General features: G+C 53.6%; 20 protein-coding genes and 1 rRNA gene. 8 read left to right on the top strand and 13 right to left on the bottom strand.

What is annotated here, in order from left to right; all coding sequences use genetic code 11:
- Positions 1-194 precede the first annotated feature (194 nt).
- On the top strand, positions 195-1,127 hold the full coding sequence (locus M8318_RS02080; RefSeq protein WP_262660830.1) for an alpha/beta hydrolase: 933 nt from the start codon (positions 195-197) through the stop codon (positions 1,125-1,127).
- Positions 1,128-1,163: 36 nt separating this feature from the next.
- On the opposite strand, the gene fabY is transcribed toward M8318_RS02080, so the two are convergent.
- The 5 genes from fabY to typA all read right to left on the bottom strand — a co-directional run bounded on the left by fabY (position 1,164) and on the right by typA (position 6,149).
- Complete coding sequence (gene fabY / locus M8318_RS02075; RefSeq protein WP_262660829.1) at positions 1,164-2,105, bottom strand: fatty acid biosynthesis protein FabY; 942 nt, start codon at positions 2,103-2,105, stop codon at positions 1,164-1,166.
- Positions 2,106-2,149: 44 nt separating this feature from the next.
- Complete coding sequence (gene dtd, locus M8318_RS02070) at positions 2,150-2,587, bottom strand: D-aminoacyl-tRNA deacylase (protein ID WP_106995740.1); 438 nt, start codon at positions 2,585-2,587, stop codon at positions 2,150-2,152.
- A complete protein-coding gene (locus M8318_RS02065; protein WP_262660828.1) occupies positions 2,584-3,465 on the bottom strand; it encodes a virulence factor BrkB family protein in 882 nt (293 codons plus the stop codon). Before M8318_RS02065 ends, dtd begins: the two co-directional genes overlap by 4 nt.
- Complete coding sequence (yihX, locus tag M8318_RS02060) at positions 3,459-4,058, bottom strand: glucose-1-phosphatase (RefSeq protein WP_262660827.1); 600 nt, start codon at positions 4,056-4,058, stop codon at positions 3,459-3,461. Before yihX ends, M8318_RS02065 begins: the two co-directional genes overlap by 7 nt.
- 267 nt (positions 4,059-4,325) lie before the next feature.
- Positions 4,326-6,149 (bottom strand): ribosome-dependent GTPase TypA, encoded by a 1,824-nt coding sequence (typA, locus tag M8318_RS02055; RefSeq protein WP_106995737.1) that lies wholly within the window; start codon positions 6,147-6,149, stop codon positions 4,326-4,328.
- 389 nt (positions 6,150-6,538) lie between these two features.
- Here typA and glnA point away from each other — a divergent pair, with 389 nt between their 5' ends.
- The 3 genes from glnA (at position 6,539) to glnG (ending at position 10,608) form a co-directional block, all read left to right on the top strand.
- The gene (glnA, locus tag M8318_RS02050) at positions 6,539-7,948 is read left to right on the top strand and encodes a glutamate--ammonia ligase (protein ID WP_262660826.1); all 1,410 of its coding nucleotides are present in this window, start codon (positions 6,539-6,541) and stop codon (positions 7,946-7,948) included.
- A gap of 186 nt (positions 7,949-8,134) precedes the next feature.
- Positions 8,135-9,184, top strand: coding sequence for a nitrogen regulation protein NR(II) (gene glnL / locus M8318_RS02045; RefSeq protein ID WP_262660825.1), 1,050 nt, complete (start codon positions 8,135-8,137; stop codon positions 9,182-9,184).
- Positions 9,185-9,195: 11 nt separating this feature from the next.
- Positions 9,196-10,608 carry a nitrogen regulation protein NR(I) gene (gene glnG / locus M8318_RS02040; protein ID WP_039032185.1) on the top strand — a complete coding sequence of 471 codons (1,413 nt, stop codon included), beginning with the start codon at positions 9,196-9,198 and terminating at the stop codon, positions 10,606-10,608.
- A gap of 99 nt (positions 10,609-10,707) precedes the next feature.
- On the opposite strand, the gene hemN is transcribed toward glnG, so the two are convergent.
- Both hemN and yihI read right to left on the bottom strand, forming a co-directional pair.
- Positions 10,708-12,081 carry an oxygen-independent coproporphyrinogen III oxidase gene (hemN, locus tag M8318_RS02035; protein ID WP_262660824.1) on the bottom strand — a complete coding sequence of 458 codons (1,374 nt, stop codon included), beginning with the start codon at positions 12,079-12,081 and terminating at the stop codon, positions 10,708-10,710.
- Positions 12,082-12,269: 188 nt separating this feature from the next.
- Positions 12,270-12,788: a Der GTPase-activating protein YihI gene (yihI, locus tag M8318_RS02030; RefSeq protein WP_166184966.1), complete on the bottom strand. Its 519-nt coding sequence runs from the start codon at positions 12,786-12,788 to the stop codon at positions 12,270-12,272.
- 580 nt (positions 12,789-13,368) lie between these two features.
- On the opposite strand from yihI, the gene yihA reads away from it, so the two are divergent.
- Positions 13,369-13,995 carry a ribosome biogenesis GTP-binding protein YihA/YsxC gene (gene yihA, locus M8318_RS02025; protein ID WP_262660823.1) on the top strand — a complete coding sequence of 209 codons (627 nt, stop codon included), beginning with the start codon at positions 13,369-13,371 and terminating at the stop codon, positions 13,993-13,995.
- A 99-nt stretch (positions 13,996-14,094) separates the two neighbouring features.
- On the opposite strand, the gene M8318_RS22785 is transcribed toward yihA, so the two are convergent.
- Positions 14,095-14,142 carry a spot 42 RNA, inhibition of DNA synthesis gene (locus M8318_RS22785; protein WP_071892919.1) on the bottom strand — a complete coding sequence of 16 codons (48 nt, stop codon included), beginning with the start codon at positions 14,140-14,142 and terminating at the stop codon, positions 14,095-14,097.
- A 165-nt stretch (positions 14,143-14,307) separates the two neighbouring features.
- A complete protein-coding gene (polA, locus tag M8318_RS02020) occupies positions 14,308-17,100 on the bottom strand; it encodes a DNA polymerase I (protein ID WP_262660822.1) in 2,793 nt (930 codons plus the stop codon).
- A gap of 436 nt (positions 17,101-17,536) precedes the next feature.
- Here polA and M8318_RS02015 point away from each other — a divergent pair, with 436 nt between their 5' ends.
- Positions 17,537-18,445 (top strand): acyltransferase, encoded by a 909-nt coding sequence (locus M8318_RS02015; protein ID WP_262660821.1) that lies wholly within the window; start codon positions 17,537-17,539, stop codon positions 18,443-18,445.
- A 15-nt stretch (positions 18,446-18,460) separates the two neighbouring features.
- On the opposite strand, the gene dsbA is transcribed toward M8318_RS02015, so the two are convergent.
- From dsbA to M8318_RS02000, 3 genes are all read right to left on the bottom strand, one after another.
- Positions 18,461-19,084, bottom strand: a complete 624-nt coding sequence (gene dsbA / locus M8318_RS02010) for a thiol:disulfide interchange protein DsbA (protein WP_106995728.1) — start codon at positions 19,082-19,084, stop codon at positions 18,461-18,463.
- Between the two features lie 27 nt (positions 19,085-19,111).
- The gene (locus tag M8318_RS02005; RefSeq protein WP_262660820.1) at positions 19,112-20,098 is read right to left on the bottom strand and encodes a serine/threonine protein kinase; all 987 of its coding nucleotides are present in this window, start codon (positions 20,096-20,098) and stop codon (positions 19,112-19,114) included.
- Positions 20,099-20,173: 75 nt separating this feature from the next.
- The gene (locus M8318_RS02000) at positions 20,174-20,443 is read right to left on the bottom strand and encodes a YihD family protein (RefSeq protein WP_032615442.1); all 270 of its coding nucleotides are present in this window, start codon (positions 20,441-20,443) and stop codon (positions 20,174-20,176) included.
- Positions 20,444-20,511: 68 nt separating this feature from the next.
- Between M8318_RS02000 and mobA the strand changes: the two genes are divergently transcribed.
- Both mobA and mobB read left to right on the top strand, forming a co-directional pair.
- Positions 20,512-21,096: a molybdenum cofactor guanylyltransferase MobA gene (gene mobA, locus M8318_RS01995; protein ID WP_262660819.1), complete on the top strand. Its 585-nt coding sequence runs from the start codon at positions 20,512-20,514 to the stop codon at positions 21,094-21,096.
- Complete coding sequence (mobB, locus tag M8318_RS01990) at positions 21,093-21,599, top strand: molybdopterin-guanine dinucleotide biosynthesis protein MobB (protein WP_262660818.1); 507 nt, start codon at positions 21,093-21,095, stop codon at positions 21,597-21,599. The genes mobA and mobB overlap by 4 nt, the downstream gene beginning before the upstream one ends.
- 63 nt (positions 21,600-21,662) lie before the next feature.
- On the opposite strand, the gene rrf is transcribed toward mobB, so the two are convergent.
- A 5S ribosomal RNA gene (gene rrf, locus M8318_RS01985) occupies positions 21,663-21,778 on the bottom strand.
- Between the last annotated feature and the right edge of the window lie 6 nt (positions 21,779-21,784).

Below are 21,784 nucleotides of genomic sequence, written 5' to 3'. Positions count from 1 at the left end.
CCTCAGTATATCATCTATGGTTAATTTTCAGGCAAAATACACCTTATTAATTTAAGGTTAAAGAGAATTGGCATAGTAGCGAATGCATTTGCGAGCCGCTTTCCAGATTCGTCTCCTCACCAAAATCCGCTGTTTTCATTCGCAGAAAACCAGGCTATAACGCTGTATATCCATACAGACTAAAGGATTAAACGATGGCACTGGAAAAGGGTATTAGTAAGCTGGTTCAGGAATTTATTGCTGCAGGGCGACCCTCTTCGCTCAGCCAGAATATTGATGAACGGAGAGCGGGTTATGCCGCCAGTACGGTGCTTGCCGGGGAGAGGGAAACACGCGTCCATGTAGCAACGCAGGAACTCGACGGAATAACCTTTAGGATCGTCTCACCCCTCAACGCGCCTGAAACACTGCCAGCCGTGATCTACTATCATGGCGGGTGTTTTGTCAGTGGCGGCTTTGATACCCACGATCCCCAACTGCGTCAGCTGGCGTATTACGGCAACTGCCGGGTGATCGCGGTGCAGTACAGACTGGCACCCGAACACACCTTCCCTGCCGCGCATGACGATGCGGAAAGAGGCGCGAATCTGGTCTGGAAGTATGCGGATACGTTTGGAGTGGATAAAGACCGTATTACCCTTTGTGGAGACAGTGCGGGAGGCCATCTGGCGCTGGTGACGGCGCTACGGCTCAGGGCAGCAGGTCAGTGGCAGCCCGCGCAGCTGATCCTTATCTATCCGATGCTCGACGCAACAGCGTATTGTGAAAGCTACACCCGCAATGGACTGGATTATGTTATTACCCGCGATACGCTACTCAGCGGATACGACATGTACCTTCCCCATACCGAACGCCAGCATCCTGAAGCCAGTCCGCTGTGGCGGGATGATTTTTATGGCTTGCCGGGGACCCATATCATTACCGCCGAGTTTGACCCATTGTGCGACGAAGGCGAAGCTTTACATCATCACATGACCGAACAAGGTGTGAACTGCACTTGCCAACGCTGGTCTGGCGTCATTCACGGTTTCTTTCAGCTTGGGGGTATAAGCCAGGCTGCGCGGGATGTTATTCGGGATATCGCATGGAGGGCAGGTAATGTAGCAGGGCCCGGTTCAAAAGAGTGAAACGGTAGCGTTACCTCAGGTAACGCTCCTTCATTTTTACTCTTCCTCGTTCCCGCCCTCTTCATACGCACCAAACGGCTTCGCGGGCAGCACGATATAGGTTCCTTCAAATACTGCGCCAGACGTCTCATCCCCGAACAGTTCCACCAGCATCTGCACGCGGGCTTTGCGGCCGCGGGCCAGACGGTCGAGATCGCCGCTCAGCGAGCCTAAATCCGCCACTGCGCTCGGCTTGCCGCTGATAGGACGACTGTAACGAATATGGGCATCGGCGAGGATGATAGTGCCGCCAAGATGGCGCTCGCGCAGCATCAGCCAGATGAGTCCCCAGCCGGTGAGCGTCGCCAGCGAGAACAGGCTGCCGGCAAACAGGGTGTGGTGCGGATTCTGATTACCGCTCTCCGGCATGGTGGTGATGAATTTTTGCCCGGTGTACTGCTGAATGCGCACCCCCATCTTTTCGCTCAGGGGGATGTGCTGGTACCAGGCCTGCTGCAGCTGACCACACCAGTCGGCGCGATGCAGAATATCATCCAGCGAGGCGATAGGTTTGATCATCAGGTAATGACGGATCGGGGTAGTTTGCGGGGTGGTGATTTCGCCCTGGTTGATAAAACCCAGCTTGGCAAAGAACTCAACCGCATCTTCGCGCGCGCTACAGGTGACGCGCTTCACGCCCTCCTGACGGGCAACGGACTCCAGCGTCATCGCCATCAGCGTGCCGAGACCTTTGTCCTGCACAGAAGGGTGCACCGCCATAAAGCGGATGGAGGCTTCGTTATCGGCATTGATATACAGCCGCCCGACGGCGACCAGGTTGCCCTCTTCATCCATCACCATCTGGTGATGCGCCATGGCGTCCCAGGCGTCGCGCTCCGACCCTTTCGGCTGATGTAAGGGCTTACGCAGCATCTCCCAGCGGAACTGGTAGTAAAGCGCTAACTCTTCTTCCGTTTGCGGTACTCGAAGGTGATACATAGCTGTACTCTCTCTTGTTACCCGCGGCCGTACCATCAGCTCACTCATACCTGGAGCCAGAACGTGACGGGGCCATCATTTACCAGCGAGACCTGCATATCTGCAGCGAATCGTCCGGTCTGTGTATGCATCTCTTGCTGACGGCAACGGTCAACAAAGTATTCGTATAACGCTTCTGCCCGATCCGGCGCCGCCCCTTTAGAGAAGCCCGGGCGCATGCCGCGCTCGGTATCGGCTGCCAGCGTAAACTGCGACACCACCAGCACGCTGCCCCCCGCCTGCTGCACGTTGAGGTTCATTTTGCCTTCCGCATCGCTGAAGACACGGTAACCCAACACGCGCTCGCACAAGCGGTTGGCCTTTTGCTCGTCGTCATCCCTTTCGACACCTAACAAGACTAAAAGTCCCGGGCCAATTTCACCCGTCACCTCTCCCTCCACGGTGACGCTGGCACGGGTTACGCGCTGGATTAATGCAATCATGGTTGGTCTGCTTCTCGTCGTTTTTCGGCTTCGGCCGCTTTTTTTAGTTCGCGATATACCCCGAGAGTGACAGTAATCTCGGCGCCAAGCAAGACGATACACCAGGTCCAGTAAACCCAGAGGAACAAAATGGGGATCACTGCCAGCACGCCATAAATCAGCTGATAGGAGGGGAACATGGTGATGTAAAGCGCGAAGCCTTTCTTGCCCAGTTCGAACAGCAGCGCGGCCACCAGCGCCCCCACCATCGCATCCCGGTTAGGCACGCGCGTGGTTGGAACAATGCTGTACAGCAACCAGAACGCGAGCCAAGACAAGATCAGCGGGAAGATGCGCAGCACGTCGTCAATCACGCTGTCGAGTTCGCTGGCCCAGCGTAACGAGAGCAGATAAGAGCTGATCGCCAGGCTGGCCCCAGCCAGTAGCGGCCCCAGAGTCAGGATCATCCAGTAGACCGCAAACGAGTAAACTTTAGGACGCGCCCGGGAGCTGTGCCAGATGGTGTTCAGCGCGCTATCAATGGCATACATCAGCAGCAGCGCGGTGACAATAAGCCCGCACGCCCCGACCGCCGTCATCTTGCTGGAGTTGGCAACAAACTGCTCGATGTAATTCTGAATCACATCCCCGGTGGCGGGCATGAAGTTGGCAAAAACAAAATGGCGGAGCTGCAGGCTGACATCCGAAAACATCGGAAAGGCGGCAAAAAGGGCAAAAATAACGGCCACCAGCGGCACCAGAGATAACAACGACACGTAGGCGAGATTGCCTGCCAGCGTGGTCATGTTGTCCTCATCGATGCGGTGCCAGAGCAGTTTTAGCCACGCACGCAGCGGTCGGGTGTGGTGGCTGGCTTTTTGATGAACGTTTTTTAGCATAACTGCTTCGCAAAGTAGTCGGGGATCGTCTGTTTTCCGGTCACCAGAATTGACGTGATACCCAACTGGTTAGCTCCCTCTATATTATCGACGTTATCGTCAAAAAAGATGGCGTCGGCGGCAGAGAATCCTTCTGCCTGCAGAACGGCCTGGTAGATCCGCGCTTCCGGTTTACGCATCCCCATCTCCTGGGACAGGTAGATTTTATCCGCCGCCGCTTTCACGTCAGGATATTCCTCCGGCCAGAAGGTGGTATGCAGCCGGTTGGTGTTGGACAGCACCACCACCCGATGCCCCTGCTCGCGCAGCTTGTGCATGATGGCAATCACCTCGGGACGAATACCGACAAAAATCGCCTGCCAGCCGTGGGAGAATTGTTCGTAACTGAGGGGAAGTTCCATCTCATGGCAGAGCTTTTCGGCAAATTGTTCATCCGAAATCTCACCGCGCTCATGCTGATGGAAGGCGTCGCCCATCGTAAAACTTTGCTTAAGCGTCGCCAGCGGAACGCGGCTGAAATCACTCCAGGATCCCAACACACGATTGAAGTCGATATCGACGATTACGTTTCCTAAATCAAAGATATAGAGCATATGTCTCTCCTTTTCGCCGTGAAAAGTAACTGTAGCGGGAAAGAAGATGTTTGGCTATGCGCCAGCGCCAGCTTAGAGAAAGGAAGGCACAGCCTGCGCCACGCTGGCTTCGTTGACATCAGATTCCATCATTGCCCCGTGAAGAATATAAAGAGACGAAATCGTCCGTAGTCTTACCGTAATTTTGCCAATAAAAAAGCCGCTGATCGCTCAGCGGCTTTTTGCTTTCCGGATGGCGATAACGCTCACCCGGCATACGCAACCGAATTAGTCGCGAGGACCACGGCCCGCACGTTTACGGTCGTTCTCGGTCAGGTGACGTTTACGGATACGGACGGAGGTAGGAGTAACTTCTACCAGTTCGTCGTCATCGATAAATTCCAGAGCCTGTTCGAGGGACATTTTCTGTGCCGGAACCAGCGTGGTTGCTTCGTCAGTACCGGAAGCACGCATGTTGGTCAGTTTTTTACCGGTCAGGCAGTTTACAGTCAGGTCGTTAGAACGACTGTGAATACCGATGATCTGGCCTTCGTAAACTTCTGCACCGTGACCCAGGAACAGCTTACCGCGATCCTGCAGGCTGAACAGGGCGAACGCTACCGCTTTACCCTGGCCGTTAGAGATCAGCACGCCGTTCTGGCGCTGGCCGATTTCACCTGGCTTAACGTCATCGTAGTGGCTGAAGGTGGAGTACAGCAGACCGGTACCGGAAGTCATGGTCATGAACTCGGTACGGAAGCCGATCAGGCCACGTGCCGGGATCAGGTAATCCAGACGAATACGGCCTTTGCCGTCAGGGATCATGTCTTTAACATCGCCCTTACGCTCGCCCATTGCCTGCATCACAGAACCCTGGTGCTGTTCTTCGATATCCAGCGTCACGTTCTCGAACGGCTCTTGCATACGGCCATCGATCATACGGTTGATAACTTTCGGACGGGACACAGCCAGTTCGAAGCCTTCACGACGCATGTTTTCGATCAGTACAGACAAGTGCAGCTCACCACGACCGGATACACGGAACGCGTCCGCATCTTCGGTTTCTTCAACACGCAGTGCCACGTTGTGCACCAGCTCTTTGTTCAGGCGGTCAAGGATCTGACGAGAGGTAACGTATTTACCTTCTTTGCCACAGAACGGAGAGGTGTTGACGTTGAAGAACATGGTTACGGTTGGTTCATCAACGGACAGCGCTGGCAGCGCTTCGACGTTTTGCGGATCGCAAAGGGTGTCGGAGATGTTCAGTTCGCCCAGACCGGTGATAGCAATGATATCGCCCGCTTCGGCTTCGGTGGATTCAATACGCTCCAGACCGAGGTGAGTCAGTACTTTACCGACTTTACCGTTACGTGTTTTACCTTCGCTGTCGATAACAGTGATCTGCTGGTTAGGCTTCACTTTACCGCGTTTGATGCGACCAATACCGATTACGCCAACGTAGTTGTTGTAATCCAGCTGGGAGATCTGCATCTGGAACGGACCATCAAGGTCAACGGTTGGTGCTTTAACGTGGTCAACAATCGCCTGATACAGCGGGGTCATGTCTTCCGCCATATCAGTGTGATCGTTACCCGCGATACCCATCAATGCAGATGCATAGATGATTGGGAAATCGAGCTGCTCGTCGCTTGCGTCCAGGTTAACGAACAGGTCGAAGACCTGATCCACAACCCAGTCAGGACGCGCGCCAGGACGGTCAACTTTGTTGATAACCACGATTGGCTTCAAACCATGGGCAAACGCCTTTTTGGTTACGAAGCGCGTCTGCGGCATTGGGCCATCCATTGCGTCAACGACCAGCAGAACGGAGTCTACCATGGACATTACACGTTCAACTTCACCACCGAAGTCGGCGTGCCCAGGGGTATCAACGATGTTGATACGGTAGTCATTCCATTTGATAGCGGTGTTTTTAGCGAGGATGGTAATCCCACGCTCTTTCTCCAAATCGTTGGAGTCCATCACACGTTCGGTGGCTTCAGCACGCTCATTACTGAAGGTACCAGATTGCTGCAGCAGCTTATCAACCAGGGTAGTTTTACCATGGTCAACGTGCGCGATGATGGCGATATTACGCAGATTTTCGATCACAACTTTGCCTCAGGCATTTAGAAATAGCGCGTTATTGTACACGGATTAATCGCACTACAAAACAGGATCACAAACATCCCCCGCAAACAAGTATCGCAGAGATGCTTTGTGATCGCTTTCACGGAGCGGTAAAAGGGCACTTTAACGTAAATTGCACCAATATGGTGCTCAATGTTCACATTGAAGCACTATACTGGTGCAACAAAACCATCATGGTGCAGCCCTTTTGCACTATGGTGCGCATGATAGCGCCTTTTTGGGGTGTTTTAAAAGTTGGCACAGATTTCGCTTTATAAAAAATACGGCAACTAAGGGCAACATCGCCTGCCTTACACAGAATTTGAAGACTTCGTTACCACGACGACAATGACCAATCTGGAGAGTTAAGTATGTCCGCTGAACACGTTTTGACGATGCTGAACGAACATGAAGTGAAGTTTGTTGATCTGCGCTTCACCGATACCAAAGGTAAAGAACAGCACGTCACAATTCCTGCTCATCAGGTAAATGCCGAATTCTTCGAAGAAGGCAAAATGTTTGACGGCTCCTCGATTGGCGGCTGGAAAGGTATTAACGAATCTGACATGGTTCTGATGCCTGACGCATCCACAGCGCTCATTGACCCGTTCTTCGAAGAATCTACCCTGATCATCCGTTGCGATATCCTCGAGCCAGGCACCCTGCAGGGCTACGACCGCGACCCACGCTCTATCGCTAAACGCGCTGAAGAGTACCTGCGCTCCACCGGCATCGCAGACACCGTTCTGTTCGGGCCAGAGCCAGAGTTCTTCCTGTTCGACGACATCCGTTTTGGTGCGACCACGTCCGGTTCTCACGTTGCTATCGATGATATCGAAGGCGCATGGAACTCCTCCACCAAATACGAAGGCGGCAACAAAGGTCACCGTCCTGCGGTTAAAGGTGGTTACTTCCCGGTTCCACCGGTCGACTCTTCACAGGACATCCGTTCTACCATGTGTCTGATCATGGAAGAGATGGGCCTGGTTGTTGAAGCGCACCACCATGAAGTTGCAACTGCTGGCCAGAACGAAATCGCCACCCGTTTCAATACCATGACTAAGAAAGCGGACGAAATTCAGATCTACAAATACGTTGTGCATAACGTTGCGCACCGTTTCGGTAAAACCGCGACCTTCATGCCAAAACCAATGTTTGGTGACAACGGTTCCGGTATGCACTGCCACATGTCCCTGTCCAAGAACGGTACTAACCTGTTCGCTGGCGACAAATATGCCGGTCTGTCCGAGCAGGCGCTGCACTACATCGGTGGTGTTATCAAACACGCTAAAGCGATCAACGCCCTGGCGAACCCAACCACTAACTCCTACAAGCGTCTGGTCCCAGGCTACGAAGCGCCGGTAATGCTGGCCTACTCTGCCCGTAACCGTTCTGCTTCTATCCGTATTCCGGTGGTGTCATCGCCAAAAGCGCGTCGTATCGAAGTGCGCTTCCCGGATCCAGCGGCTAACCCATACCTGTGCTTCGCAGCACTGCTGATGGCGGGCCTGGACGGTATCAAGAACAAGATCCACCCGGGCGAAGCGATGGACAAAAACCTGTACGATCTGCCGCCAGAAGAAGCGAAAGAGATCCCACAGGTTGCAGGCTCTCTGGAAGAAGCCCTGCAGGAACTGAACGCAGACCGCGAGTTCCTGACGGCTGGCGGCGTGTTCACCGACGAAGCGATCGATGCTTACATCGCGCTGCGTATGGAAGAGAACGACCGCGTTCGCATGACGCCGCACCCGGTTGAATTCGAACTGTACTACAGCGTTTAATCTTCAATCCCTGTCGCGCGGCCTTTTCCGCGCGAGATTGATAGCCGTTTTTTTGTTGCCGTGGAAACTTTCAGCCCATCTTCGGATGGGCTTTTTTCTCCACCAACAAGCTGATCTCACGCGCTTTTTACCGCAAAAACACTATACTGCACTAAAATAGTGCAACCAACTCCAGGAGACTGCTGAATGGCAACTGGCACGCTGCCCGATGCTGGGCAGATCCTCAATTCTCTTATCAACAGCATCTTACTGGTCGACGACGATCTGGCAGTGCATTACGCCAATCCCGCGGCCCAACAGCTGCTTGCCCAGAGTTCACGCAAACTGTTTGGCGCGCCGCTGCCCGAGCTGTTGAGTTATTTTTCCCTGAACATTGGCCTGATGCAGGAGAGCCTGCAGGCGGGACAAGGCTTTACCGATAACGAAGTCACGCTGGTGATCGACGGGCGCTCGCATATTCTCTCCCTGACTGCGCAGCGGCTGCCGGAAGGCCTGATCCTGCTGGAGATGGCACCGATGGATAACCAGCGTCGCCTGAGCCAGGAGCAGCTCCAGCATGCCCAGCAGATTGCAGCCCGCGATCTGGTGCGCGGCCTCGCCCATGAGATTAAAAACCCGCTCGGGGGCCTGCGCGGTGCGGCACAGCTATTAACCAAAGCCCTGCCCGATCCGGCGCTGGCGGAGTACACCAACGTTATTATCGAACAGGCCGATCGCCTGCGTAATCTGGTGGATCGCCTGTTAGGCCCGCAGCAGCCCGGGATGCACGTCACAGAGAGCATTCACAAGGTGGCCGAGCGTGTCGTCAAACTGGTGTCGATGGAGCTGCCGGACAACGTCAGGCTGATTCGGGATTACGATCCCAGCCTGCCGGAACTACCGCACGATCCCGACCAGATTGAGCAGGTATTACTGAATATCGTGCGTAATGCCCTGCAGGCGTTAGGCGCGGATGGTGGCGAAATAGTGCTGCGTACCCGCACCGCGTTTCAGCTCACCCTGCACGGCACGCGCTACCGTCTGGCGGCCCGTATCGACGTGGAAGATAACGGCCCGGGCATCCCTTCCCATTTACAGGACACGCTGTTTTACCCGATGGTCAGCGGCCGTGAAGGCGGGACCGGGCTTGGCTTATCGATTGCCCGTAATTTGATAGATCAGCACTCCGGCAAAATTGAATTTACCAGTTGGCCGGGTCATACCGAGTTTTCGGTTTACCTGCCAATCAGGAAATAGAGGGTTAGGTTATGCAACGAGGGATAGTCTGGGTAGTTGATGACGATAGCTCCATTCGCTGGGTGCTTGAACGGGCGCTTACGGGAGCAGGATTAAGCTGCACCGCTTTTGAAAGTGGAGCCGAGGTGCTTGATGCCCTCACCACCAAAACCCCGGACGTGCTGCTGTCCGATATCCGTATGCCGGGGATGGACGGTCTGGCGCTGTTAAAACAGATCAAACAGCGCCACCCGATGCTGCCGGTCATCATAATGACCGCGCACTCCGATCTGGATGCGGCCGTCAGCGCCTACCAGCAGGGGGCATTCGATTATCTGCCAAAACCGTTCGATATTGACGAGGCGGTGGCGCTGGTTGAACGTGCCATCAGCCACTATCAGGAACAGCAGCAGCCGCGTAATGCCCCGGTATTCGGCCCTACCACCGATATCATTGGCGAAGCGCCGGCGATGCAGGATGTGTTTCGCATCATCGGCCGCCTGTCACGCTCGTCCATCAGCGTGCTGATTAACGGCGAGTCAGGTACCGGGAAAGAGCTGGTCGCGCATGCCCTGCATCGCCACAGCCCACGTGCCAAAGCCCCGTTTATCGCCCTGAATATGGCGGCGATCCCCAAAGATTTGATCGAGTCCGAGCTGTTTGGTCACGAAAAAGGGGCCTTTACCGGCGCCAACACTATTCGTCAGGGCCGCTTTGAGCAGGCTGACGGCGGGACGCTGTTCCTCGACGAGATCGGCGATATGCCCCTCGACGTCCAGACGCGACTGCTGCGCGTGCTGGCAGATGGTCAGTTCTACCGCGTGGGCGGCTATGCGCCGGTCAAAGTCGATGTGCGCATTATTGCCGCCACCCACCAGAACCTCGAGCTGCGCGTCCAGGAGGGGAAATTCCGTGAGGACTTATTCCACCGCCTGAACGTCATTCGCGTTCACCTGCCGCCGCTGCGCGAGCGCCGGGAAGATATCCCACGCCTGGCACGGCATTTCCTGCAGGATGCTGCCCGTGAACTGGGAGTTGAAGCCAAACTGCTGCACCCGGAGACCGAAGCCGCGCTGACGCGTCTGGCATGGCCGGGCAACGTGCGTCAGCTGGAAAACACCTGCCGCTGGTTAACGGTGATGGCTGCAGGCCAGGAGGTGCTGATTCAGGATCTTCCCCCTGAGCTTTTCGAAACCCATGTTCCGGAAAGCAGTACCGGGCAGAGCCTGCCCGACAGCTGGGCCACGCTGCTGGCGCAATGGGCCGATCGCGCCTTGCGTTCCGGTCATCAAAATCTGCTCTCCGAAGCACAGCCCGAAATGGAACGTACGCTGCTCACTACCGCCCTGCGCCATACTCAGGGCCACAAGCAAGAGGCAGCACGCCTGCTCGGCTGGGGTCGTAATACCCTGACGCGGAAGTTAAAAGAACTGGGAATGGAGTGATTTTACCCGCAGTGTAAAGTGCACAACGTGGGGTTATTCAGCTAGAAGGTTTGCCGGGTGGCGGCTTCGCCTTACCCGGCCTACTCGATTCGGTACGCCTTAAATCACGCGTGAGAACTGCTGTAAGCGCGCTTTCTGACGCAGGTAGGCGTCAAAGCACATGCAGATATTACGAATCAACAGACGCCCTTTTGGCGTGACCTCAATCGCCCTCTCAGTGACATCCACCAGCCCATCCTTCGCCAGTGGTGCCAGCAGCTTCAGGTCTTCCACAAAGTAATCGCTAAACTGCAGATCCCACTGCGCTTCAACGTCGCTGAAATCGAGGCGGAAGTTACAGATCAGCGCTTTAATCACATCCCGGCGGATACAGTCGTCGCGGGTTAAGGCGATGCCGCGCCACAGGGCGTTGCCGGTATCATCCACCTGCTGATAATAGCGCTTCAGCTCTTTCTGGTTCTGCGCATAACAGTCGCCAATCATGCTGATGGCCGAAACGCCCATCCCCAGCAGATCCGTATCGCCCTGGGTGGTGTAACCCTGGAAATTACGATGCAGAACACCCTCACGCTGGGCAATGGCCAGCTCGTCATCCGGACGGGCAAAGTGATCCATGCCGATAAACTGGTAGCCGGTCTCGGTCAGCGAGGTGATGGTTTCCTGCAGGATATCCAGCTTTTGCTGGGCGGAAGGCAGGTCGGCATCCTTGATTTTACGTTGGGCCGCAAACAGCGTCGGCAGGTGGGCATAGTTGAAGACGCTCAGGCGATCTGGGTTAAGCTCCGCCACGCGCTTCAGCGTGAAGGCAAAGCTTTCTGGCGTCTGCTTCGGCAGGCCATAAATCAGGTCGATATTGGTGGAGGTAAAACCTATCTCCCGCGCGTGATTCAACAGGGCGAAGATAAACTCTTCATCCTGCTCGCGGTTGACCAGACGCTGGACCTCTTTGTTGAAGTCCTGCACGCCCATACTCAGACGGTTAAAACCTTCGCCACGCAGGTGATCGAGCACATCCAGCTCGATTTCGCGCGGATCCACTTCGATGGAGATTTCCGCATCCGCATCGAAACGGAAGTTATCCCGCAGCAGGTTCATCAGGCGGCTGATTTGCGCTTTATTCAGGTAGGTCGGCGTACCACCACCCCAGTGGAGCTGGCTGACATGGCGACCGGCAAACTGCAGCGCGCGATGCAGGATCTCCTGCTCAAGCGCATCCAGATACTGATCCGCTTTGTGCTGCTGGCGGGTGACAATTTTATTGCAGCCGCAGAAGTAGCAGAGCTTGTGGCAGAACGGGATATGAACATACAGAGAGAGCGGACGGTCGGGATAACGCGCGACCGCCTGCTGAAATTGGCTATCACCGAAGGCGTCGGAAAACTCCAGCGCGGTTGGATAAGAGGTATAACGCGGCCCGGAATAGTTATATTTTTGGATCAGGGCCAGATCCCAGTCGATGGTTGGTACAGACATGTTCACTCCTTCCGTTGGTGTCGCGTTCGTATACGGCGGCCCGTTCTGGCCCCTGTGCGGGCCATGAATCGGGTGCGCAGCCACTTCTGTCGCCGCGACAACCGCCGTAGTTTAACGAATAACCACACCAGATAACATATAACCGGAAGGGTTATAAGCAGGACGATAAAGCCTGCCGGGTGCAAATGTTAGTTTCCACCTTTCAGCAGGCGCATCATGTCATCCTGCTTCTCTTCTTCTTCCTCTTCCTCTTCTTCGTCATCGTAAGAGAGGCCGAGCTTCTGCATCAGTTCATCAATGCGATCCAGTTTGGCATCAACCCAGGACTGCTCTTCAGCATTCAGGGTTTCACCCTCTTCAAGACGTTCCAGCAGCGCGTCCAGGCGCTCATCATTTTCCAGCAAATCCAGCTCAGCCTGCGGTGAAAGCATAGGTTTCTCGCTCTTGGGTTTGTGCTGCCTGGTGACCGGGGCATCGGTCACGCCTAATGGAACAGGTGTTTTACTGCCGATACGCGGATCTTTCTGCTGCTTGTTTTTCGCAGACGCGCCCGATTCACCGCTGCCGCTCGCGCGACTGCCCGCGGCATGACCACGATGCTTTTTATCGCGTTTGCGATCGCGCGCTTCCTGATTCAGTTCTTCGCGCGTTTTGCGGCGTGCTTTTGCTGGACGTTTAGCGCCTGCAGCGGAGGTCGGTTTTTTCATGTTGTTTTGTCTTTAACTCGTTTTCTTCAGTATAGAATTGCGGCGAAATCTAGCAGAAAGCAAGCAAAGAAAAAAGGCGACAGAGCAATCTGTCGCCTTTTTTCCTGACTCACAACCCGTTAAGGGTCTGACAATCCCTGTTTGCTGACAACTAACCCTGTTTTTCCGTTAGCAGGTACCGTCCGTGATATGTCCTTTTCCTTTTTCAACGCCTCCAGGCGCGCGTCTTCCTGACTATCCTTTGTCTTCGCCTCCTGGCGCTCCTGACCCTTATCCTTAAGTCCGCTTCCTGTCGGCATCCTCGCCGTTGAACGCTACTTTACGCTGCCAGGCTAAACCTACAACCCACCCACGCGACTTATGCACGACTTTCAGATTAAGACTAAGCGTTAATAGTCTGATTTTAATGGTTTTGATTTTTTAACGCCCTACGACTTTTCTTAAATCTCCCATAGTATAAAGGGCAGATCTCTTACAAAGCACAGGGTTTTTACTTACAGCGAGGTTGCCGATGGGAAAAGCCTTTTCTCTCTGTTCAGGTATAATCCCCCCAACGTTACGAATTTCTGGAGACAACCACGTGACCAACCTGAATTATCACCAGACGCATTTTGTACTTAGTGCGCCTGATATTCGCCATTTACCCGCTGATACGGGTCTCGAAGTGGCATTTGCTGGCCGGTCCAACGCGGGGAAATCCAGCGCTCTGAATACCCTGACCAATCAGAAAAGCCTGGCCCGTATTTCTAAAACGCCTGGCCGTACCCAGTTGATTAACCTGTTTGAAGTTGCGCCGGGCAAGCGCCTGGTTGACCTGCCAGGCTATGGCTACGCCGAAGTGCCGGAAGAGATGAAAATCAAATGGCAGCGCGCCCTGGGTGAATACCTGGAAAAACGTCTGTGCCTGAAAGGTCTGGTGGTACTGATGGATATTCGTCATCCGCTTAAAGATCTTGATCAGCAGATGATCCACTGGGCCGTTGAAAGCGGGATCGAGGTGCTGGTGCTGCTGACCAAAGCCGATAAGCTTGCCAGCGGCGCGCGTAAAGCGCAGGTGAATATGGTGCGTGAAGCGGTGCTGGCGTTCAACGGTGACATCCAGGTTGAACCCTTCTCTTCACTGAAGAAACTCGGCGTGGATAAATTGCGTGAGAAACTGGATCGCTGGTACAGCGAGCTGGAACCCGCGACAGAAGCGGAAGAGTGATGATAAGCGCGGCGATGTCCGCGCTTTTTTTTGCGCTGAATTTTTCTTTGCCGCAATAAAAAACGCCCCAGTCATTACTGACTGGGGCGGCTAAAATATTCAGCCAAATCCGATTACGTGAAGTAAAAGGTCTGAAAGATAGAACATCTTACCTCTGTACCCTACGCGAATAACTCTACCCTTTTTTAGACTATAGACAAAGCACTTTTTGTAGTTTTTTTTCATTCTTTACATAGGGAATTCTAATGATCATCACAAAACGTTGATGGATATGTTGCTTACTTACAGAAACTGTTCATATCCCAGAAAGCGTTAGTGAGCCTGATCCCAGTTTTCTCCGCTACCCACTTCCACCAGCAACGGCACATCCAGTTTCACGCTGTTTTCCATCAGTTCATGGATCTTTTTCGAGACCGCTTCCAGATCGTCTTTGTGCACTTCAAACACCAGTTCATCGTGTACCTGCATGATCATGCGAACCCGTGGCTGCTCTTTCTCCAGCCAGGCATCTACGGCGATCATTGCACGTTTAATGATATCCGCCGCCGTTCCCTGCATCGGGGCGTTGATGGCTGCGCGCTCAGCGCCGGCGCGGCGGGCTGCATTGCTGGATTTGATGTCCGGCAGGTAGAGACGGCGTCCATCCAGCGTTTCGACATAGCCTTTTTCTTTCGCCTGCGCGCGAGTGCTCTCCATGTACTGCAGCACGCCCGGATAGCGTTCGAAATAGAGATCCATGTACTTCTGCGACTCTTTACGCGGAATATTGAGCTGACGGGAGAGACCGAAGGCGCTCATGCCGTAGATCAGACCAAAGTTGATCGCTTTTGCGCTGCGACGCTGTTCCCCGGTCACGCTCTCGAGGGACATACCAAACACTTCGGCCGCCGTCGCCCGGTGGATATCCTGCCCTTCCGCAAAAGCGGTCAACAGGCCTTTATCCCGGGACAGGTGCGCCATAATGCGCAGCTCAATCTGGGAATAGTCAGCGGAGACAATGACGTAGTCCTGCGGCGCAATAAACGCCTGACGAATACGACGCCCCTCTTCATTACGTACCGGAATATTTTGCAGGTTAGGATCGGTTGAGGAGAGTCGTCCGGTAGCCGCTACCGCCTGATGATAGGAAGTATGCACGCGACCTGTTTTCGGGTTGATCATCAGCGGCAGCTTATCGGTGTAGGTCGATTTCAGCTTGGCCAGCCCACGGTATTGCAGGATCACTTTTGGCAGCGGATAGTCCAGCGCCAGCTCCTCCAGCACCTCTTCAGAGGTAGAAGGCGCACCGCCCGGGGTTTTCTTCAGCGGCTTAATGCCCTGCTTTTCGAACAGGATCGTCTGCAGCTGTTTGGTGGAAGAGAGATTAAACGGCTCGCCGGCAATCTCATGCGCTTTTTGCTCGAGTTCGTTCAGGCGCAACGCAATCTCTTCCGAGTGCTTATGCAGCACTGCCGGGTCGATCTTCACGCCATTGCGCTCAATCCGGGACAGGACCGGTACCAGCGGCATCTCGATATTCTGGAACACGTTCAGCGGCCCGGCGTCTTTTTGCAGCTTTGGCCACATCTTTAAATGCAGTTGCAGCGTGACGTCGGCATCTTCAGCCGCATAGTGTCCCGCCTCTTCCAGGGCAATCTGGTTAAACGTCAGCTGATTCTTACCCTTACCCGCAATCTGTTCAAAGGTGACGGTTTTGTGCTTCAGCCAGCGATCGGAGAGTGAATCCATATCGTGACGACCGGCAACGCTATCGAGGATATAGGACTCCAGCATGGTATCGAACGCGATGCCCCGCAGTTCAATGCCGTAGTTCTGCAGGATGCCACGGTCGAACTTCAGGTTTTGCCCCACCTTGAGGGCTTTTTCGTCTTCCAGGATCGGCTTGAGGAGCTCAAGCACGCGCTCGCGGGTGATCTGTTCAGGGGCATCCAGATAGTCGTGGGCGACCGGCACATAGGCGGCCATGCCAGGTTCCGTAGCAAAGGAGAGGCCCACCATATTGGCGGAGACATTATCGAGACTGTCGGTTTCGGTATCAAAAGCGAATACCGGGGCCTGCTTTAATTTTTCAATCCAGACCTGCAGCTGTGCTTCGTCGAGGATGGTTTCGTAGTGTTCAGAAGAGAGGATGCTGGCTTCTTCTTCCGGCTCTTCTTCTGCATTAACTACCAGCGTCTCATTTGGCTTAGTCGCCGATCTTGCCCCTTTCGCCTGCAGCCATTTCCCCGCTTCAAGATCGGTTATCCAGCGTTTGAATTCATACTGTTTAAACAGGCTCAACAGCTCTTCGGCAGCAGGTTGCTGCACTTCAAGCTGTTCGCAGGTCAGCTCCAGCTCCACGTCGGTTTTAATGGTCGCCAGCTGATAGGAGAGGTAGGCCACCTCTTTGTTTTGCTCAAGCTTAGCGGCCATGGTTTTGGCACCGCGGAAGGTTAACCCGGCAATTTTATCCTGCTCGCTATACAGCGTATCCAGCCCACCCAGACCCTGCAGCAGCGCCTGGGCCGTCTTCTCACCCACGCCCGGCACGCCCGGGATGTTATCGGAGGAGTCGCCCATCAGGGCGAGGAAGTCGATGATCAGTTCCGGCGGCACGCCATACTTGGTCACCACCTCTTCCGGGCCGAGGATGGTATTGGTCATGGTGTTAATCAGGGTGATCCCCGGCGTAACCAGCTGCGCCATGTCTTTATCACCGGTACTGATCAATACCGGGCGGCCCATTTTCTCAGCTTCCCGCGCCAGGGTACCGATCACATCGTCCGCTTCCACGCCAGAGACGGCCATTAAGGGCAGCCCCATCGCTTTTACCATTTTATGCAGAGGCTCAATCTGCGCACGCAGATCGTCCGGCATCGGCGGGCGATGGGATTTGTAGTGTTCAAACAGCTCATCCCGGAAAGTTTTGCCTTTCGCATCGAAGACTACAGCGGCATGGCTCGGCTGATACTGCAGGATCAAGCTACGCAGCATGTTCAGCACGCCGTACATGGCGCCAGTAGGCTCTCCCGCGCTGTTAGTCAGCGGAGGAAACGCATGATACGCCCGATAGAGGTAAGACGAACCGTCGACGAGAATAAGCGGATTTTCGGGGATTTGAACCATAATGTCCGTGCCTTTAAGTAATTTATGGATAAAGGATGCCACAGAAGGATGAAAACATCAGTTTTTCGCGGCCATTACAGCCAAAGATTTTGCGATCCTGAGGATCGCTCGCAAATTAAATCTGTGGATAAGTTTGTGAGTAGTTTCTGCGGCCTGGACTAAATGTGCTATCTGACGATCTTAACAATAATAATTATCTTTAATTATCAATACATTATTATTTGATCGCGATCTCATATTTCTGGTTGATGACAATTTACTCCATGTGGATATAAGCCACGCCGGATCCGCGTCACAGGATTTTTCTCCACGGTACTGGCAAATCTACGTACCTGCTACGTTAAAGCGCTTTCCTTTGACGGTTTTCTGGTAAAATCAACGCCCGGTGTCTGTTTATCAGGCGCTAATTATAGCTAACCACCTGAAAACATTCATCATGTCGAGATTCCTGGCTGCGATAACCCTCCTGTTGAGTATCGCATTGACCATTCTGGTCACCATCGCCTGTTCTGTGCCGATCATCGTCGCCGGAATAATTAAACTGCTCTTACCGATCCCGGCCGTCTGGCGTGCAGTCTCTGCATTTTGTAACTTCATGATGTACTGCTGGTGTGAAGGACTGGCGGTACTTATGCGCCTTAACCCGCCTCTGAAATGGGATGTTCAGGGGCTGGAAGGGCTCAACAAGAAAAGCTGGTATTTGCTCATCTGTAACCACCGTAGCTGGGCCGATATCGTGGTGTTATGCGTGCTGTTCCGCAAACATATCCCGATGAACAAATACTTTCTTAAGCAGCAGCTTGCGTGGGTGCCCTTTATTGGCCTGGCCTGCTGGGCGCTGGATATGCCCTTCATGAAACGCTATTCGCGTAGCTATCTGATCCGCCATCCTGAGCGCCGCGGCAAGGATGTCGAAACGACCCGCCGCTCGTGTGAGAAATTTCGCGTGCACCCCACCACCATCGTTAATTTCGTCGAAGGTTCTCGTTTTACCGAAGAGAAGCAGCAGCAAACCCGCTCGCCGTATGCCAACCTGCTGCCGCCAAAAGCAGCCGGCATCGCCATGGCGTTTAGCGTACTGGGACAACAGTTCGACAAATTACTGGACGTCACGCTCTGCTATCCCGAAAACGATAAGAGACCGTTTTACGATATGCTGAGCGGCAGGTTAACCCGGATCGTGGTGCGTATTAATCTGGTGCCTGTGGCGGAGGAACTACACGGGGACTATGTGAGTGATAAGAACTTCAAGCGACGTTTCCAGCTCTGGCTGAATACGCTGTGGAGTGAGAAAGACGCGCAGATAAGCGATATTAAAGCGGAATACAAAAACGCCGGTCATTGACCGGCGTTTTCTTTATTACTTCTTCTCAACCAGATATTTCACGGTATCAGCATATTGCTGGACGAAGATGTCCATGCTGCTGGTATCCATACCCTGCATATTCAGCTGATATTTGCCGTTAACAAACATCGCAGGCACGCCGCGCAGCTGCAGATCGGCAGCGGCTTTTTCCTGCTGGGCCACCAGGGATTTCACGACGAAGCTATTCCAGGCTGCGTCGTATTCTTCACCTTTAATACCGGCATCAACAAAGACCTTACGGATATCAGCCGTGGTTTGTACGGCCTGTGTTTTCTGAACCGCTTCAAACATCGGTGCAGTAATCTTATCTTCCACACCAAGCGCCATCGCAACAGCCCATGCCTGAGTCAGATCTTTGCCCAATGGGCCAAGAAACTCAACGTGATACTTGGTCATTTTGGTGCCTTCTGGCAGTTTCTTCTTCACGCTATCGGCAACATGCAGAACCTGCTCGAACTCATAGCAGTGCGGGCAATAGAATGAGAAGAACTCAAGAACCTGAGGTTCTCCGGCAACCGGTTTGTCGAGGGTAATATACTGCTTGCCATCGGTGAACTGTGCAGCCGATGCGCTAAAAGCCAGAATCATACCTGCCAGCGCCAGCCATATTTTTTTCATGATCAACTCTCTCCTGGGTGTGTTCGATTAATACATTGGCGTTAATTGCAAAGGGGGTTCCTGCAGAACCTTTACCTGTTCAATAAATGTGGATATCTGGTTACGCCAGTAATCTTCCCCGGTAAGCCACGGGAAGTTTCTGGGGAAAGCGGGGTCGTCCCAACGCCTGATTAACCATGCAAGATAATAAACAAAACGCATGGCGCGTAAAGGTTCGATTAACGCAATTTCGTCTGAATCAAAGGAACTGAACTCTTCATAGGCTTCGATAATGGTCTCCAGCTGCATCCGCTGCTCGGCTTTATCGCCATTCAGCAGCATCCAGAGATCCTGAATGGCAGGTCCCATTCGTGCATCATCGAGATCGACAAATAACGGCCCATCACGCCAGAGAATATTTCCGGCATGGCAATCACCGTGCAGGCGCAGCGTGGTTACGTTGTTATCCCAGCGCGGTATGATGGCGCTAATTAAGCCATCTGTTGCGGCGAGAAATTTCGCCTTCAGCCCGGAAGGGATAAGCGTGCATGTTTCAAACACCTGGCGCGGTTCAAGCAGGTATTCCTGAATACCGATCGCAGGGCGCACGTTAAACGTACTTTTCTGTCCCGTCTGATGAATACGCCCTAAATAGCGGGCAACCCACTCCATCTGATCGATATTATCAGCTTCAAATTGCCGGCCACCGAGACTGGGGAAGACAGCAAAATAGAACCCCTGATGCGACAGCAGCGTCCGATCGTTGAATTTAAGGGGAGCGGCGACGGGGACATCATCGGCCACCAGGTCGAGTGCGAACTGATGCTCTTCCTGAATTTGTTCAGCTGACCAGCGCTGCGGGCGATAAAATTTCACCACAAAGCGCCGGCGATCCTCGTCCTGAAACTGGTAGACGCGGTTCTCATAGCTGTTTAATGGAGTCAGGCCTGAGTCCACCCGGATGCCCTGTTCAAACAGCGCATCCATAATGGTATCCGGGTGTAAGGTCTGGAAAGTAAAAGCCTGGTCGGTCATCCGATCATCCGGAAATTATACGAATGATTGAGGATATCATTTAACGGCGTTTACGGTGGCGCCTCTTACAAGCTTTTACTCTTTAATTACGCCACGCGCGCGCAGCAGGGCGGTTTTGAAATCTTCTTCATAATCTTTCTGGATACCCGGGATCACCGCATCTTTACCGGAATCACGCATTTTCAGGTGATAGATCAGAATGTCGTCAGAAAGGTCGGCCAGCTCACCGTCATAACCTGACTCCTGCGCCAGTTTCTGTAAGAATTGCATCAGGTTAAGTTCTGGCTCTTTCTGCCATGCTGGCTGGAGGAGTTCAATAACTTCGTTCAGACGTTTACATTTCATGGTAATACTCCTTTCATTTAGAGTGACACGTTAGCAGGGTCAAACCCACAAGAAAAGAGGCGATATTGTTGAGCCAGATAAGCAGGATCACCGGTGTGATACTCGCCGGAGGCAAGGCGTCCCGTATGGGTGGAAAAGATAAGGGCTTGCAGGAGCTGAACGGCCTGCCTTTATGGCAGCACGTTGCGCGAACCCTGCATAAGCAGGTCAGCACACTCGTAGTGAGTGCCAATCGTAATATTGCTACTTATCAGGAAAGCGGGTATCCCGTTTATGCGGATCTGCTGGCTAATTACCCCGGGCCGCTGGCGGGCATGCTTTCGGTTATGCAGCAGTGCGATGCGGAATGGTTTCTGTACTGTCCTTGCGATACACCCTTTATCCCGGATTGCCTGGCCGAGCGGCTGATAAAAAACAGGGGATCGGCACCTGTAGTCTGGGCACATGACGGCGATCGCGATCATCCCACTATTGCGTTAATGCATCGCCAGCTGATGCCGGTATTAGAGAACTATTTAGCAACTGGCGAGCGCCGTGTGATGGTCTTTATGCGCCAGGCGGGTGGGCATTCCGTTGATTTTAGCGATATGAAACAGGCATTTATTAATATGAATACCCTCGAAGAGATGCAAGCTGTTCAGAGGCACAAATGATACCGGTTTTAGCGATCGCCGCCTGGAGCGGTACGGGGAAAACGACGCTGTTAAAAGCGATTATCCCGGCACTCTGTGCCAGAGGTGTGCGCCCGGGGCTGATCAAACATACCCACCACAATATGGATATCGATACTCCGGGGAAGGACAGCTACGAGCTGCGCAAGGCCGGTGCGGCCCAAACGATCGTCGCCAGCAGTCAGCGGTGGGCTTTAATGACCGAAACGCCTGACGAAGAGGAGATCGATCTGGCTTATCTCATCAGCCGGATGGATCATTCGACGCTGGATCTGGTGCTGGTAGAAGGTTTTAAGCATGAACCGGTGGCAAAGATCCTGCTGTTCAGAAGCGATACCGGGCATGATATCAATGAGTTAACATTTGATGAGCATGTCATCGCTGTGGCCAGTGATATTCCACTGTCGCTTCAGGTACCGGTATTAGCTATCAATGATGCGGAGGGTGTGGTTGATTTCATCCTGCAATGGAAGCAAACGTTGTAGGCCGGGTAAGGCGCAGACGGCAAAAAACCCCGCACCTTGCGGTACGGGGTTTCTTTAATTGATGCCTGGCAGTTCCCTACTCTCGCATGGGGAGACCCCACACTACCATCGGCGCTACGGCGTTTCACTTCTGAGTTCGGCATGGGGTCAGGTGGGACCACCGCGCTACAGCCGCCAGGCAAATT

It is taken from the genome of Leclercia tamurae (genome assembly GCF_025566055.1).
GTDB classification, from domain to species: Bacteria; Pseudomonadota; Gammaproteobacteria; order Enterobacterales; family Enterobacteriaceae; genus Enterobacter; species Enterobacter tamurae.
This window is presented reverse-complemented; position numbering and strand designations above follow the sequence as displayed.

Bases quoted from the DNA above. Each gene is read 5' to 3' on its own strand.
- M8318_RS02005 (WP_262660820.1), bottom strand. From the start codon at position 20,098: ATGACCGACCAGGCTTTTACTTTCCAGACCTTACACCCGGATACCATT.
- dsbA (WP_106995728.1), bottom strand. From the start codon at position 19,084: ATGAAAAAAATATGGCTGGCGCTGGCAGGTATGATTCTGGCTTTTAGC.
- glnL (WP_262660825.1), top strand. From the start codon at position 8,135: ATGGCAACTGGCACGCTGCCCGATGCTGGGCAGATCCTCAATTCTCTT.
- yihI (WP_166184966.1), bottom strand. From the start codon at position 12,788: ATGAAAAAACCGACCTCCGCTGCAGGCGCTAAACGTCCAGCAAAAGCA.
- M8318_RS02000 (WP_032615442.1), bottom strand. From the start codon at position 20,443: ATGAAATGTAAACGTCTGAACGAAGTTATTGAACTCCTCCAGCCAGCA.
- hemN (WP_262660824.1), bottom strand. From the start codon at position 12,081: ATGTCTGTACCAACCATCGACTGGGATCTGGCCCTGATCCAAAAATAT.
- mobB (WP_262660818.1), top strand. From the start codon at position 21,093: ATGATACCGGTTTTAGCGATCGCCGCCTGGAGCGGTACGGGGAAAACG.
- glnA (WP_262660826.1), top strand. From the start codon at position 6,539: ATGTCCGCTGAACACGTTTTGACGATGCTGAACGAACATGAAGTGAAG.
- polA (WP_262660822.1), bottom strand. From the start codon at position 17,100: ATGGTTCAAATCCCCGAAAATCCGCTTATTCTCGTCGACGGTTCGTCT.
- M8318_RS02080 (WP_262660830.1), top strand. From the start codon at position 195: ATGGCACTGGAAAAGGGTATTAGTAAGCTGGTTCAGGAATTTATTGCT.
- fabY (WP_262660829.1), bottom strand. From the start codon at position 2,105: ATGTATCACCTTCGAGTACCGCAAACGGAAGAAGAGTTAGCGCTTTAC.
- M8318_RS02015 (WP_262660821.1), top strand. From the start codon at position 17,537: ATGTCGAGATTCCTGGCTGCGATAACCCTCCTGTTGAGTATCGCATTG.
- yihX (WP_262660827.1), bottom strand. From the start codon at position 4,058: ATGCTCTATATCTTTGATTTAGGAAACGTAATCGTCGATATCGACTTC.
- dtd (WP_106995740.1), bottom strand. From the start codon at position 2,587: ATGATTGCATTAATCCAGCGCGTAACCCGTGCCAGCGTCACCGTGGAG.
- glnG (WP_039032185.1), top strand. From the start codon at position 9,196: ATGCAACGAGGGATAGTCTGGGTAGTTGATGACGATAGCTCCATTCGC.
- M8318_RS02065 (WP_262660828.1), bottom strand. From the start codon at position 3,465: ATGCTAAAAAACGTTCATCAAAAAGCCAGCCACCACACCCGACCGCTG.